Annotated in this window: 13 protein-coding genes; 5 read left to right on the top strand and 8 right to left on the bottom strand. The window is 72.3% G+C overall.

The features are described 5' to 3' along the window. Positions 1-14: 14 nt before the first annotated feature. Entirely contained in the window at positions 15-437 is a 423-nt protein-coding gene (locus ACF062_RS19260; protein WP_392139598.1) for a hypothetical protein, read from the top strand. On the opposite strand, the gene ACF062_RS19265 is transcribed toward ACF062_RS19260, so the two are convergent. From ACF062_RS19265 to ACF062_RS19275, 3 genes are all read right to left on the bottom strand, one after another. Continuing rightward, a complete protein-coding gene (locus ACF062_RS19265) occupies positions 422-1,162 on the bottom strand; it encodes a cupin domain-containing protein (protein WP_392139600.1) in 741 nt (246 codons plus the stop codon). The genes ACF062_RS19260 and ACF062_RS19265 overlap by 16 nt on opposite strands. A 160-nt stretch (positions 1,163-1,322) precedes the next feature. Further along, positions 1,323-1,763 carry a subtilase-type protease inhibitor gene (locus ACF062_RS19270; RefSeq protein WP_392139602.1) on the bottom strand — a complete coding sequence of 147 codons (441 nt, stop codon included), beginning with the start codon at positions 1,761-1,763 and terminating at the stop codon, positions 1,323-1,325. 289 nt (positions 1,764-2,052) lie between these two features. Beyond that, positions 2,053-3,222: a diaminopropionate ammonia-lyase gene (locus ACF062_RS19275; RefSeq protein WP_392139604.1), complete on the bottom strand. Its 1,170-nt coding sequence runs from the start codon at positions 3,220-3,222 to the stop codon at positions 2,053-2,055. Positions 3,223-3,337: 115 nt separating this feature from the next. On the opposite strand from ACF062_RS19275, the gene ACF062_RS19280 reads away from it, so the two are divergent. Continuing rightward, complete coding sequence (locus ACF062_RS19280) at positions 3,338-4,261, top strand: LysR substrate-binding domain-containing protein (protein WP_392140242.1); 924 nt, start codon at positions 3,338-3,340, stop codon at positions 4,259-4,261. 15 nt (positions 4,262-4,276) lie between these two features. Here the strand turns inward: ACF062_RS19280 and ACF062_RS19285 are convergent, their stop codons facing one another. Next, positions 4,277-4,720: a DUF3093 family protein gene (locus ACF062_RS19285; protein WP_223772784.1), complete on the bottom strand. Its 444-nt coding sequence runs from the start codon at positions 4,718-4,720 to the stop codon at positions 4,277-4,279. A gap of 149 nt (positions 4,721-4,869) precedes the next feature. On the opposite strand from ACF062_RS19285, the gene ACF062_RS19290 reads away from it, so the two are divergent. Both ACF062_RS19290 and ACF062_RS19295 read left to right on the top strand, forming a co-directional pair. Continuing rightward, positions 4,870-7,644 carry an alpha/beta hydrolase family protein gene (locus ACF062_RS19290; protein WP_392139605.1) on the top strand — a complete coding sequence of 925 codons (2,775 nt, stop codon included), beginning with the start codon at positions 4,870-4,872 and terminating at the stop codon, positions 7,642-7,644. Positions 7,645-7,759: 115 nt separating this feature from the next. Then, entirely contained in the window at positions 7,760-8,257 is a 498-nt protein-coding gene (locus tag ACF062_RS19295) for a GNAT family N-acetyltransferase (protein ID WP_392139607.1), read from the top strand. Here the strand turns inward: ACF062_RS19295 and ACF062_RS19300 are convergent. After that, positions 8,165-9,040 carry a slipin family protein gene (locus ACF062_RS19300; RefSeq protein ID WP_392140244.1) on the bottom strand — a complete coding sequence of 292 codons (876 nt, stop codon included), beginning with the start codon at positions 9,038-9,040 and terminating at the stop codon, positions 8,165-8,167. The two genes, ACF062_RS19295 and ACF062_RS19300, sit on opposite strands and share 93 nt — an antisense overlap. Before the next feature lie 117 nt (positions 9,041-9,157). Beyond that, positions 9,158-9,991 carry a hypothetical protein gene (locus ACF062_RS19305; protein WP_392139609.1) on the bottom strand — a complete coding sequence of 278 codons (834 nt, stop codon included), beginning with the start codon at positions 9,989-9,991 and terminating at the stop codon, positions 9,158-9,160. 170 nt (positions 9,992-10,161) lie between these two features. Here ACF062_RS19305 and ACF062_RS19310 point away from each other — a divergent pair, with 170 nt between their 5' ends. After that, complete coding sequence (locus ACF062_RS19310; RefSeq protein WP_392139611.1) at positions 10,162-10,893, top strand: class I SAM-dependent methyltransferase; 732 nt, start codon at positions 10,162-10,164, stop codon at positions 10,891-10,893. Positions 10,894-10,951: 58 nt separating this feature from the next. Here ACF062_RS19310 and ACF062_RS19315 read toward each other — a convergent pair whose 3' ends face one another. Next, positions 10,952-11,428 carry a VOC family protein gene (locus ACF062_RS19315; protein WP_392139613.1) on the bottom strand — a complete coding sequence of 159 codons (477 nt, stop codon included), beginning with the start codon at positions 11,426-11,428 and terminating at the stop codon, positions 10,952-10,954. A 103-nt stretch (positions 11,429-11,531) separates the two neighbouring features. Next, positions 11,532-12,338: an arylamine N-acetyltransferase gene (locus ACF062_RS19320; RefSeq protein ID WP_392139615.1), complete on the bottom strand. Its 807-nt coding sequence runs from the start codon at positions 12,336-12,338 to the stop codon at positions 11,532-11,534. Positions 12,339-12,347: the final 9 nt, after the last annotated feature.

Genomic DNA, 12,347 nt, shown 5'->3' on the forward strand with positions numbered 1-12,347 from the left:
CGAGAGTGAACGGCATGACACCACTGCTCTTGAGCGACATCGAGGCGGCGCTGCGCGACAGTTGGGGCGCGGACACGGCCGACCCGCGTTCCGGTGAGACCTGGCCGCCGGACAATCCAGCGCGGGACCAGTGCGGCGTCACCGCGCTCGTCGTGAACGACCTGCTGGGCGGCGAGTTGATACTCGGCGAGGTCCACGTCGCGGGCGAGCGGACGGGATACCACTGGTGGAACCGCCTCGCCTCGGGGATCGAGATCGACCTCACCCGGGGCCAGTTCCTGCCGGGCGAGACCGTGACGGAGGGCGTCGCCGTCGTCAGACCCCCGGAGATCCGCCACTGCCGGGAGGAGTACGAGCTGCTGCGCACACGCGTGTCGAGCAGGCTCGACGCGGTGGCGCGTGAGCGTGCCACGGCGGCCGTTCACGCCACGTCGTAGACGTCCAGCCGTCCACACATGCCGAACTTGCCTCGTGCTGACGGCTGTTCGGCCCGCACGACGGCGTGCGCAAGGTAGTCGGCCTCGCCGCGTTCGAGCCGGTCCAGCTGCGTGGCGGTCGCCCCGGCCGCGGCGGCGGCCCCGGCCCGCCAGCGCTCACGCCACCGAGCGGCCAAGGGGCGTACGAGTGCCAGGGCCGCGCGGTGGAAGACCGCCAGTGGCTCCGGGTCCCCGGCCTCGGTGGCCTCGCGCAGCGCGGTGAAGCCTTCGACGGCGAGATCGCGGCGGCGCAGGGCGGCCGCTGCCAGCTCCGCCTCGTCGCCCTCGGCGGGCAGGGTGACGGCGGCGCGATAGGCCCCGGCGTCGGCGAGGAGCGCGGGCGGCAGGGTCAGGACGGCGTCGCCCGCCTCGGGCAACCCGCAGTTCTGCATGAGGACGTGGAGGGTCAGGTCACCGTCGTTGACCAGGCGGTGGATGGTCCCGGGCGTGAACCACACCAGGGCCCCGGGCGACAGGGGCGTCTCCTGGAAGCCGGCAGCGGTCAGGGTCTGCACGACGCCGCGGCCGCTGGTCACCGCGTACCCCTCCGAACAGGTCAGGTGCACATGGGGAGTTCCGCCGCGCCGCCCGTCGGCGGCCGGCCACTCGTACACCCTCAGCCGTGACACTCCGATGCCGCCGGGCAGTCCTGCGTACGGTGCGGGCGCGTCGGACGGATTCACCATGGGCTCCTCGGCTTCCTCGGGCTCCGCGCCGGGCGGCGGCTTCGGGAAACACTACGGCCCCCGGTGCCCGAGGACACCGGGGGCCGCCCCGCATCCCGGCAGCCTTCCCCCACGAAAGGTCACCGGGACTCCCCTGAGTGTGGATCAGGGTGAGATCTCGTCAGAAGGTCAATGCGGCACCCTCCCCGAGACCCGCCTTCATCATGCACCGGTTGGCGAAGGTGGTGGACCAGCCGACATGCTTGCCGTTCCACACACCGGAGACGGTCACCGTGACCGGCTGCCACTCCTTGGTACACATGACGTTGGACGTGTCGCGCACCAGGTGGGTCGGCTGGCCCCCCACCTCGGCGAGCTCGGCGCAAGCCGCGGCCGGCGTCGGGTGGGTCCCGGCGGGGCGCGGCGCACAGGTCAGTGTCACGGCACGCTCGACTGCCGCGGAGGTGGCGTCCTCGCCCTGGCCGACCGTGAGCACCAGGGCAGAGGGCGCGTAGAGGCTCGTCGGCTTCGGTGCCTCGGCCTGCGCGGTGCCTGATGTCGCGGCGAGGACGCAGGTGGCCGCCGCGGCGGTTGCTCCTATCGTCCTGAGGGTGCGACGCATGGTGGACTCTCCTTCGCTGGTTGCGGTTGGTGACTGCGGTGGGGAGTCTTGCCGGTGCGGAGAGTGAGTGCCAGGCGGATGGTCGATTTCCGGATGTGTGCGTCCGGTGCACGGTTCCCGTACGAGCGTTCGGGCAGCTCAGGAGCGGTGGCCCGGCCGCGCGGCGCTTGTCCAGCATATGGACAAGCGGCATTGGTATAAACGCTAACTACGCCCTGACCTGCGACTATATGAAATTGGTTCTTTTTTCGACCACCTGTATCGACCGGAAATCATCGCTCAGGCGCGGTTAAACGAGGTCCTTGCGAGCCTGCGGAGCTTGTGACGGGGGCACGGCGGCCGCACCCTCGGTGCTGAGCAACACCACCGTCGAGGCGGCTCCGATGCCCAGAGCGGCCCGGCGCCCGGCGCTTCCCTCACCCGTGAGGGCGGCACGCGCCCCCGCGAGGGAGGCGGCGCCGCACGGCCCGGACGAGACGCCCAGGTCCGCCAGGTCACGCATGGCCGCCGCACTGTCGGCGTCGCGGACGGCGATCGCCGCGTCCAGGCCGTCGCGCAACGCGGGCCATGCGAGCGTCGAAGGCGTGCCGCAATTGAGCCCCGCCATCGTGGTCACGCCGGTCTCCACGCTGGTCGGCCGCCCCGCCCGGAGGCTCGCGAGGACGCACGCGGCCACCTCCGGTTCCACGGAAAGGAGCGCGGCGGGCGCCTCACCGGCGGCCGTCGTGACGGACCGCCGGCTCCGGTAATGCGCCACGGCCGCCTGGGCCAGAGACCCCACGCCCACCGGGACCGCGACCAGGGACGGCGACGGCGCGCCCGCCGCGGCCAGTTGGGCGTCCACCTCCGAGAACAGCGTCGCGTACCCCTCGACGATCAGCGCCGGAACCTCCTCGTAGCCGTCCCACGCCATGTCCTGGATGAGCACCGCGTCCGGCGCCCCGGCCGCGTCCGCCGCCCTGCGCACCGCCGCGTCGTAGGACCCGGCCACGGTGGTGACCTCGGCGCCCTCGCCGCCGATGGCGACCACGGCCGCCGGGTGGACGCCCTCGGGGACGAAGACGTGCGCGCGCAGGCCGAGTTGCCGCGCCATTCTGGCCACGGCCCGCCCGTGGTTGCCGTCGGTGGCGGTGACCAGGCACAGCCGCCGGTCGTCCGAGGCCGCCGCAAGGACCCGATGGATCGCCCACGACGCGCCGAGCGCCTTGAACGCGGGCAGGCCGAGCCGCTCCGACTCGTCCTTGACGAAGACCCGCCCGACCCCCAACTCCTCGGCCAGGGCGGGCAGTTCATGCAGGGCGGTCGGTGTATAACCGGGCAGCGCGGCATGGAACGCGTGGGCGTCCGCCCCGGGCGCGGCGCAGGTCCAGGACCGTGCGGCGGGCCGCGCGAACCAGGGGAGCCGGGGGAGGGAGGAGCGGGCGGACGATGACGAAGGGAAGGCGGGGGAATCGGCCATGGGGGAAGTCTCGTGTTCCATCATGGGAACAGCCTGCGGCGCCGCGCTCCCTTCGGTCCAGCGATTCTTTCCGACCGATAATGGTCGGAGAAACCGATGAATGGGAGGCCCGAGGGTGTTCGATCTGCACCGGCTGCGACTGCTGCGCGAACTGAAACACCGCGGCACACTCGCCGCCGTCGCCACGGCCCTCTCCTACAGCCCGTCCTCGGTCTCCCAACAGCTCTCCCAACTGGAGACGGAGGTGGGCGTCCCGCTGCTGGAACCGATCGGCCGACGCGTGCGCCTGACCCCACAGGCCGAGATCCTCGTCGCCCACACCGAGGCGGTCCTCGCCCGCCTGGAACGCGCCGAGGCGGACATCGCCACCTCGCTCTCGGGGCTGACAGGAACCCTGCGGATCGCCTCGTTCCAGACCGCGGCCCTCGCCCTGGTGCCGACCGCGCTCACCCTGCTGCGCGAGGAGCACCCTGCCCTGCGCGTCCACGTCACCCAGGCCGAACCGGAGGCCGCGCTGCCCGCGCTGCTCGCCCGCGACTTCGACCTCGTCGTCGCCGAGGAGTATCCCGGCGACCCCGGCCCCCGCCCCGCCGAGCTCCACCAGGAAGACCTCCGCCAGGATCCCCTGCGCCTTGCCCTGCCCGCCCCGCCGGACGAGGCCGCGTCGCCGCACATGAGGGGCGCACGGTCCGCGCTGCTCGCCTGCGCCGAGCGGCCCTGGGTCATGGAACCGCACGGCAGCGCGGCCCGGCGCTGGGCGACCACGCTGTGCCGCACCGCCGGGTTCGAGCCCGACGTGCGCTTCGAGTCCACCGATCTCCTGCTGCATCTGCGTCTGGTCGAGCAGGGCCACGCCGTGGCGCTCCTGCCCGACCTGGTGTGGGGCGGGCGCCGACCGGCGGTGCGGCTGGTGCCGCTGCCCCGGGGGCAGCGGGCCCGTCGCCTGTTCACCGCCGTCCGCGCGGGCCGCAGCACCCACCCGGCGGTCCTCGCCTGCCGCCAGGCGCTCCGTCAAGCGGCCGACATGCCCGCCGGATGACGGGACGTCGCGGGGTCAGCTCCGGGAGAAGGCCAGCACCGCCGCGAGGTTCATCGGCTGCCGCGTCGACACGTAGACGTACGGCGCGCCGCCGTAGGAGTTCCTCAACTCGATGCGCAGGGCCGTAGGGACGTAGGAACGCAGGAGCAGCAGCGCGTACGGATTCGCCCTGACCGTGCGCCACTCGAAGGCCTCCCGCTCGTCGAGGATCTCGGTGGCCCCGAGCGCCTCGATCGGGATGGTCCGCCCGCCGACGACGAGCGAGCCCGGCGTCACGAGGATGCGCACGCTGCCGTGCGCGTGCACGATCGCGGCGGCCACCGCGATGCCGGCCGTGGCCGTGATCACCGCGGCCATCACGCCGAAGGGAATGGCCCCGAGCCCCAGTCCGAATCCGCCCAGCGCGACCAGGGCCCACCAGGAGCGGGGGACACTCAGCCGCTCTTCGTAGATGTGCATGACCGAATCCTGGCAGGTCGTCCGCCGCCGCGGACAGAGGGTCCGTCGTGAGGCAACGCGATGCCTCCGATTGCCGTCCTCCAAGAGACAAGAGGGGCACATGAGTTCGTTTGCGTGTCCTGAGAAGTGTGATGAGGAGGAGGACCACTTTGAGACGCGTCTCACGAGTGGCGACCACGGCGCTCGCGGTACTCGCGATCGCGGCGGCGGTCCCGGGGGCGGCCCACGCGCTGCCGCCCACCGATGCCCCGCCACCCGCGTCGTCCGCCCGGCCCGGCAGCGACGATGACCTTCCCGAAGGCTGGCGACTGGCCGGTGAGGGAAGCGGTGAGGAACTGGTGTGGGCCTCGCCGAAGCCGGTGCCGATGGGGGACGCCCGGGTCGAGTTCTACTCCGGCGACAAGCTCCTCGGCAGGCCTGTGGCCGCCCAGGACGGCCGCTCGTTCCGGTTGCCGCTCAACGGCGCGAGTGTCGGCCCGGCGAAGAAGCTGCGCGTACTGGCCGGCGGGCGCCGCCTGGACGAGGCGGGCCGTGGCCAGAAGCCGACTGCCCCGCGCGCCGCTTCCCCCGGGGCCCTTCCGCCCGCGGGCGCGGTCGACCCCGGCAAGCCCGGCCGCTACCGCACCGTCAGAGGCGGATACACCCTCAAGTCCGTGCGGCTGCCCGGCTTCCCGGAGTCGGTGGAGATGCGGGCCGACGTGGTCGGGCCCGCCGACGCGCCGGGGAAACGGCCGCTCGCGCTGTTCCTGCACGGCCGTCACTACACCTGCTACGGCACCGGGGACCAGGCAAGCGGGGACTGGCCCTGCCGGGCAGGCATGAAGCCGATCCCGAGCCAGGACGGCTACCAGCAGGCCCAGAAGCTCCTCGCCTCCCAGGGCTACGTCACCGTGTCCATCGCCGCCAACGGCATCAACGGCCAGGACCACCTCGCCGAGGACGCCGGTGCCCAGGCGCGCTCCTCGCTCGTGAGGCTGCACCTCGCCCACTGGGCGGACTGGGCGCAGAAGCCGGCCGACGCCCCCGCGGCCGTGCGCGCCGTCGCCCCCGCCGACCTGTCACGCGTCCTCCTCGTCGGTCACTCCCGCGGCGGCGAGGGCGTCAACAGGGCCGCGCTCGACAGCCTCTACGCGCCGCCCGCCGACCAGGACGGCTACCACGGCCCGGTCCGCTGGAAGATACGCGGCAACGTCCTGATAGGCCCCACCATCTTCGGGCAGAACCCGGTCCCGGACGTCCCCTCGGCGACGATCCTGCCCGGCTGCGACGGAGACGTCTCCGACCTCCAGGGCGAGATCCACGTCGACGGGACGCGCCGTGTCGGCAGCGGCACCGCCCTGCACAGCGCGGTGTACATGGTCGGCGCCAACCACAACTTCTTCAACAGTGAATGGACTCCGGGGCAGGCGAAGGCGCCCGCCGAGGACGACTTCCACTCCGGCGACGACCCCGTGTGCTCCCCGGGCAAGAAGACCCGCCTGACCGCCAAGCAGCAGCAGGCCGCGGGTGCCACGTACATAGCCGCGGCGGCCCGGCTGTTCGTCGCAGGCGACGACCGGGTGCGCCCCCTCCTCGACGGCTCGAACCGGCGCGCTCCCTCGGCGGACCCCGCGCGGGTCTTCACCCACGCCGTCGGCGCCCGCCGCACGGAGGCCTTCCTGCCGGATTCCTCCGCCACGGTCAAGGGTGCCCGGCTCTGCGCGCAGGTGTCCCCCGACGCCGCCCGCGCCTGCCTGCCGCCCGCCACGGCAGGCGCGTCACCGCACTTCGCCGGCTGGGACGTCTCCCCGGAGCCCGGCCGTGACGCGGTGGCGATGCGCTGGACCCGGCCGGGTTCCCCGGCCCGGCTGAGCCCCGCCCGCCCGGTCTCCCTGGCCGGCGCCAAGGACGTGGCGCTGCGGGTGATCGTGCCGCCCAACAGCAAGGGCACCCGGCTCGACGTGACACTCGTCGACAAGGCGGGCCACCGCGCGAAGCTCGGCACCGCCCGCATCGACGGGCTGCCGGGCAGCGACCGGACCGCCTCGTACTGGGGCCGCGAGGTCCGCGTGCCGCTGACGGCACAGGCGAAGGACGAGCTGGACCTGAAACGGGTGAAGACCCTGGAGCTCACCCCGCGCAGCCGCTCCGGCAAGGCCTGGCTGATGGACGCCTGGGGCTGGCGCCCCGGCACCCCCGCAGTCAAGGCGGCCGCCATGCCCCGCGTCGACATCGGCCGGCTGACCGTCGACGAAGGAGACTCCGGGGTGCGGACCTATCACGTCCCGGTACGCGTCTCGGGCAAGGGCAGCGGCCAGGTCCGGCTCTTCGCTCCCAGGCCCGGCTCCGACGAGGTCACGTCCCGGCTGGTGACGGTCCGCCCCGGCGGTCATGCCATCGACGTACCGGTGGAGGTCAAGGGCGACACCCGCTACGGCTACGACCTCGCGCAGGACGCGTTCGCCAAGGCGGTGCGCGGTGCCGTCGTCGGCTCCCACCACGGTGGCGTGACGGCACGCAACGACGACCCGATGCCCGAACTCACCCTTGAGCCCGTCACCGACCGCGTTACAGAGGGCAAGCCGCTGAAGTGGCGGATGACGCTCGCGGAACCCGTCGACGTGGACATCGCTGCCGGCATCGCCTTCCTGCCGGTCGACAGGGGCGCCGAGCTCTCCACGCTCGACGTGGACCCGCGCTGGCTGGAGGACGAAGTCGGGCAGTCGCCCCGGCCAGGGCGTGCGCTCTCCAAGATGGCGGACGGTGAGTCCCTGTACGTCACCCTGCCCGCCGGCAAGAAGAGCGTCGATGTGCGCGTCCCCACCATCAAGGACACCGCGCGCGAACCGGACGAGTCCCTGAAGGCCCAGCTGTTCGTCTACGACCAGAACTGGGAACCGCAGGAGGGCCCGGTGTTCACCGGCACGGTCCGGGACAGCAGGTAGCACGAAGCGGCCGGTAGCACGGGACGGGCGGTCAACTCGGCGTGATGGGCGCCGGGTTGACCGCCTCTCCACGCTTTCGGACCGACACCGCCGACGGCATACGTAGGGTGCAGCCATGCCCAGAGACGTGATCAACGCCGAACTGCAACTCCTGCGCCCCGACCACGCGCCCGCCCTGCTCGCCTTCGAGGAGGAGAACCGCGCCTACTTCGCCGCGTCCGTCCCGGACCGGGGCGACGCCTACTTCCGCGACTTCGCGGCCCGGCACAGCGCCCTGCTCGCCGAGCAGGCGGCCGGGCTCTGCTTCTTCCACGTACTGGTGGACGACGCGGGCGAGGTGCTCGGGCGGGTCAACCTGATCGACGTGGCGGACGGCGGCGCCGAACTCGGCTACCGCATCGCGGAGCGCGCCACCGGGCAGGGCCTCGCCACCCGGGCCGTCCGGCAGGCCCGCGACCTGGCCGCCACCGCGTACGGCCTCACCGAACTGCGCGCCGTGACGACGTGCGACAACCCGGGCTCACGGGCCGTGCTCGCCCGCGCCGGGTTCGTGGCCACCGGCGGCATCCGGCTCGACGGCCGCCCGGGGACCAGCTACGTACTGAGCCTCTGACACCTGCGTCTCCGGTGCGGACTGCTGCTGGGCCCGCTCCAGGAAGCGCAGCAGCTCCACCGGGAAGGGCAGGACGAGGGTGGAGTTCTTCTCGGCGGCGACGGCCACCACGGTCTGCAACAGGCGCAGTTGGAGCGCGGCGGGCTGTGCGGACATCTCCTTCGCCGCCTCGGCGAGCTTCTTGGACGCCTGGAGTTCGGCGTCGGCGTTGATGACGCGGGCCCGCCGCTCGCGGTCCGCCTCGGCCTGGCGGGCCATCGACCGCTTCATGGTCTCCGGCAGCGACACGTCCTTGATCTCGACGCGGTCGATCTGCACGCCCCAGCCGATGGCCGGACTGTCGATCATCAGCTCCAGGCCCTGGTTGAGCTTCTCGCGGTTGGAGAGCAGATCGTCCAGGTCGCTCTTGCCGATGATCGACCGCAGGGACGTCTGTGCCATCTGCGAGACCGCGAACCGGTAGTCCTCCACCTGTACGACGGCGTTCGCCGCGTCGACGACCTTGAAGTAGATGACGGCGTCCACGCGGACCGTGACGTTGTCCCGCGTGATGCCGTCCTGCGCGGGCACGGGCAACGTCACGATCTGCATGTTGACCTTGCGGAGCCGGTCGATGCCCGGGACGATCATGGTGAAGCCGGGGCCGCGCACCTGGCCCGAGAGCCGGCCCAGGCGGAAGACCACCCCGCGCTCGTACTGCTTGATCACGCGGGCCGCCGCCATCGCGTACATGAGGCAGCCCGAGGCGGCCGCGGCGCCTGCTGTCAGCAGCTCCTGAACCATGGCGACCCCCCTGACGTCCGAGTCGGCCATTTATGTCACGATATGCCGGTATATGCCCTGTGGTCGAGCCCTGTGGTCGAGCCCGAGGTGCCGGATGCCGCCGGAGAGCGCCGCGGGTCAGTCCGTGCGGGGCCGGGACTCGTACAGCCACGTGTGGTAGCGGCCCTCGGACTCGTGCCCCGTCGGGTCCTCACCGGCCAGGATCACCTCCCGCACGGCGTCCCGCCGCTCCCGCTCGCTGGTGAAGAGCCGCTGCGGATACGTCCGCGAGGTGTCCATGGCCGTGGCCAGGCCGTGCGCGGCCAGCGTGGCGGCGATACGCCGGTACGGCACGGTCCGCAGCGCGAACGCGCTCACCCACACCGGCGTCCTGGCACAGTCGAGCAACGCGTCGAACGTACGGTGGGAGATGTATCCGATCCCCCCGGTGACGGTGATCAGACCGACGCGGGCGACTGCGTGGCACAGCCCGGAGCTGGGCGGATGCCGTTCGAGATCCTCCGCATACGCCTCGTCCAGCAGGCCCGCGTCCAGCGCGTACCGGGTGGCGTTCGCCGCGGCGTCGAGCCCGATCATCGGCGTGGCGTCCGGGCGCCGCCGCGTGGCGTAGAACTCCTTGTCGCACTCGATGAGTTCCTGCGGCGTGAGCGCGGCGGTCGCGGCGGAGGTGTAGTGCGCGTACAGGTCGGCGAGCGTGAGGTCGTGGTTGAGCAGCGCCGCGTTGATGCCGTAGGAGCAGCACACGTCGAGGACCGTCACGGGACCCTCGCCGCCCGGCATCCGGGAGCGCAGTTCGCGCGTGCGGCGGAAGACGGCCTGGGCGTGGTGCGGGATCTCGTACTCGTAGGGCGCCAGCGTCCGGAAGTAGGCGCGCGGGTCCGGCTGGTCGTAGATGTCGTCGAACCGGGTCTTGCCCGACGGGGTCGCTGTCCTGTGCCGATCTGTGGCCATGGAGCACCTCCGGGAACGAGGGACGGATCTGGGACGGACGTGCACCTCTACCCGACCCGTGCCACCCCCCGGTAGGCCTCCTGGCGGTAACCGGCCACGGCGCCGTCCGGCCGTCTCGGCCGTGTCTGCGGCGTCGTGTGAAGGCCGCCTCCCTGGCTACCCTGGAGCCGATGTTCTCCTCCCAGGGTCCCACGCTGCGCGAGCTGGCCGTCCAGGCGCTCTCCTCCACCGAGCGCGGTTACGACCTGCTCGCCCCGAAGTTCGACCACACGCCGTTCCGCACCCCTGACCGGTTCCTGGCGGCGACCGCCGAGGCCCTGCGCCCGCTCGGCCCCTTCGACGCCGGCCTCGACGTGTGCTGCGGGACCGGCGCTGGCGTCCGGACGCTGCTGCCGCTGTGCCGGGAGCGGCTCTGCGGCGTGGATTTCAGCGCGGGGATGCTGGCCGTCGCCGACCGGGCGGTCCAGCGGCCGGGCGGGAGCGGCCCGAGGGTCCAGTGGGTGCGCGCCGACGCCCGGGCGCTGCCCTTCACCGAGGGCTTCGACCTCGCGGTCAGCTTCGGGGCGTTCGGCCACTTCCTGCCCGCCGAGCGGCCCGCCCTGTTCGGCGGCGTCCACCGGGCGCTGCGCCCCGGCGGTCTCTTCGCCTTCCCGATCGGCGCGCCGCAGCCCGTCACCTCCCCGTGGCACTGGGCCCTGCTCGGCTTCGACCGGATGATGCGCGTGCGGAACCTCCTGTGGCGGCCCCGGTTCGTCATGTACTACCGCACCTTCGCCCTGGGCGACGTACGAAAGGACCTGGTCGACGCCGGGTTCGACGTGTCGCTGCGGCCCCTGGAGGAGTTCGGCCGCCGCCCGGACGGCAGCCCCCGGTGGCGCCTGGTGGTGGCCCGCAAGGGGTGAGGGCCCGCAGGGGGTGGCGGCCGGCGTCCCAGGGGGTGGCGGCCCGCGTCCGTCTGCCTTACGCCTTGCCGTCGGCCGCCGCCCGCAACGCCGCCACGTCGAGCTTCTTCATGCCGAGCATGGCCTGCATGGCGCGCTGGGCCCGCTCGGCGTCCGGGTCGGACAGGAGCTCGACGAGAGCGGCCGGCACGACCTGCCAGGACACGCCGTACTTGTCCTTGAGCCACCCGCAGGGCCCCTCCGAGCCCCCTGCGGAGAGCTTCGCCCAGTAGTGGTCGACCTCCTCCTGGTCGGCGCAGTCGATCGTGAAGGAGATGGCCTCGCTGAAGGTGAACTCCGGGCCGCCGTTGAGCGCCATGAACGGCTTGCCGTCCAGGCCGAACTCCACGGTCAGCACGGTGCCGGCCGGGCGCGGTGCGCCCTCTCCGTAGTACGAGATGTTCTTGATCTCCGAGTTCGGGAAGACCGAGACGTAGAACTCCGCCGCCTCCTGGCCCTCGGTGTCGAACCAGAGGCAGGGTGTGATCGTGGGCATGGCACTCTCCTGTCGCGTACGAGCTGTCTCTGCCTATGCGCGTCTTACCTATGCGCTGTCTCCAGGGTGACCGTCGCACCGACCGGAACTCATCGCCACCCGGTCACCCGGTTTTCCGTACGCTCGGCTCCCGCTCCAGGCGGATGCCGAAATGCCGCTCGTACGCCGCGAGCACCTCCGCCTCCGAGGACAGTTCGGTGACCTGCCGCTCGCCGTCCACGGTGGCGGTGAGGGTGCGGCCGCTGAGGGTGAGCCGTCCGTCATCGGTGACGATCGAGCAGACGAGGGAGCGGGCGAAGTGGGAGGCGGGCGAGGTGCGGTGGTACCAGGCGCCGACCGTGAAATCGGCGAGCGCGCGCGGGCGCGGTTCGAGCAGGTACTGCCGCTTGCCGTCCTTGAGGACCTCCAGGTCGCCCGACGGACCACTCGCCGGATCACCCTCCGCGGACTCCACGAGACGGAACGTGCCGCCGGGGTCGTTCTGCTCGCCCCGCTCACCGAAGGCGAGCGGCAGGTGGCTGTGGGCACCGAAGCCGACGTCCGCGAGCCAGTCGCCGCCGTCCCGCGTGCCCACGCGCAGCGCCAGGTGGTCGTACGGGATGCCGAGCCGCCCCGTGTCGTCGTACACCCGGGCCTGTAGCAGCGTGACGTCGAAGCCGAGAGCCGTCAGGAGGGCGGCGAAGGCGCCGTTGAGCTCGTAACAGAAGCCGCCGCGGCGCGCGTCCACGACCTTGGTCACCAGTGCCCCGGCGGTGAGCTCGATCTCCTCGCCGAGGTGGACCGAGAGGTTCTCGAAGGGAATGGCGCGCAGATGCGCCAGATGCAGGTCGCGCAAGGCCTGCGCGGTGTGGGCGGCGGGGCGCACGGCGCCGATGCGCCGCAAGTAGGCGTCGGTCTGTTCGGTGTCCATGGGGTCAGT

Origin of the sequence: Streptomyces sp. NPDC015345 (genome assembly GCF_043078805.1) — a bacterium.
Classification (GTDB): domain Bacteria; phylum Actinomycetota; class Actinomycetes; order Streptomycetales; family Streptomycetaceae; genus Streptomyces.

What these genes read in the sequence shown, in the direction of transcription:
- ACF062_RS19260 (WP_392139598.1), top strand. Translation starts at nt 15, where the DNA reads ATGACACCACTGCTCTTGAGCGACATCGAGGCGGCGCTGCGCGACAGT.
- ACF062_RS19265 (WP_392139600.1), bottom strand. Translation starts at nt 1,162, where the DNA reads ATGGTGAATCCGTCCGACGCGCCCGCACCGTACGCAGGACTGCCCGGC.
- ACF062_RS19270 (WP_392139602.1), bottom strand. Translation starts at nt 1,763, where the DNA reads ATGCGTCGCACCCTCAGGACGATAGGAGCAACCGCCGCGGCGGCCACC.
- ACF062_RS19275 (WP_392139604.1), bottom strand. Translation starts at nt 3,222, where the DNA reads ATGGCCGATTCCCCCGCCTTCCCTTCGTCATCGTCCGCCCGCTCCTCC.
- ACF062_RS19285 (WP_223772784.1), bottom strand. Translation starts at nt 4,720, where the DNA reads ATGCACATCTACGAAGAGCGGCTGAGTGTCCCCCGCTCCTGGTGGGCC.
- ACF062_RS19295 (WP_392139607.1), top strand. Translation starts at nt 7,760, where the DNA reads ATGCCCAGAGACGTGATCAACGCCGAACTGCAACTCCTGCGCCCCGAC.
- ACF062_RS19300 (WP_392140244.1), bottom strand. Translation starts at nt 9,040, where the DNA reads ATGGTTCAGGAGCTGCTGACAGCAGGCGCCGCGGCCGCCTCGGGCTGC.
- ACF062_RS19305 (WP_392139609.1), bottom strand. Translation starts at nt 9,991, where the DNA reads ATGGCCACAGATCGGCACAGGACAGCGACCCCGTCGGGCAAGACCCGG.
- ACF062_RS19310 (WP_392139611.1), top strand. Translation starts at nt 10,162, where the DNA reads ATGTTCTCCTCCCAGGGTCCCACGCTGCGCGAGCTGGCCGTCCAGGCG.
- ACF062_RS19315 (WP_392139613.1), bottom strand. Translation starts at nt 11,428, where the DNA reads ATGCCCACGATCACACCCTGCCTCTGGTTCGACACCGAGGGCCAGGAG.
- ACF062_RS19320 (WP_392139615.1), bottom strand. Translation starts at nt 12,338, where the DNA reads ATGGACACCGAACAGACCGACGCCTACTTGCGGCGCATCGGCGCCGTG.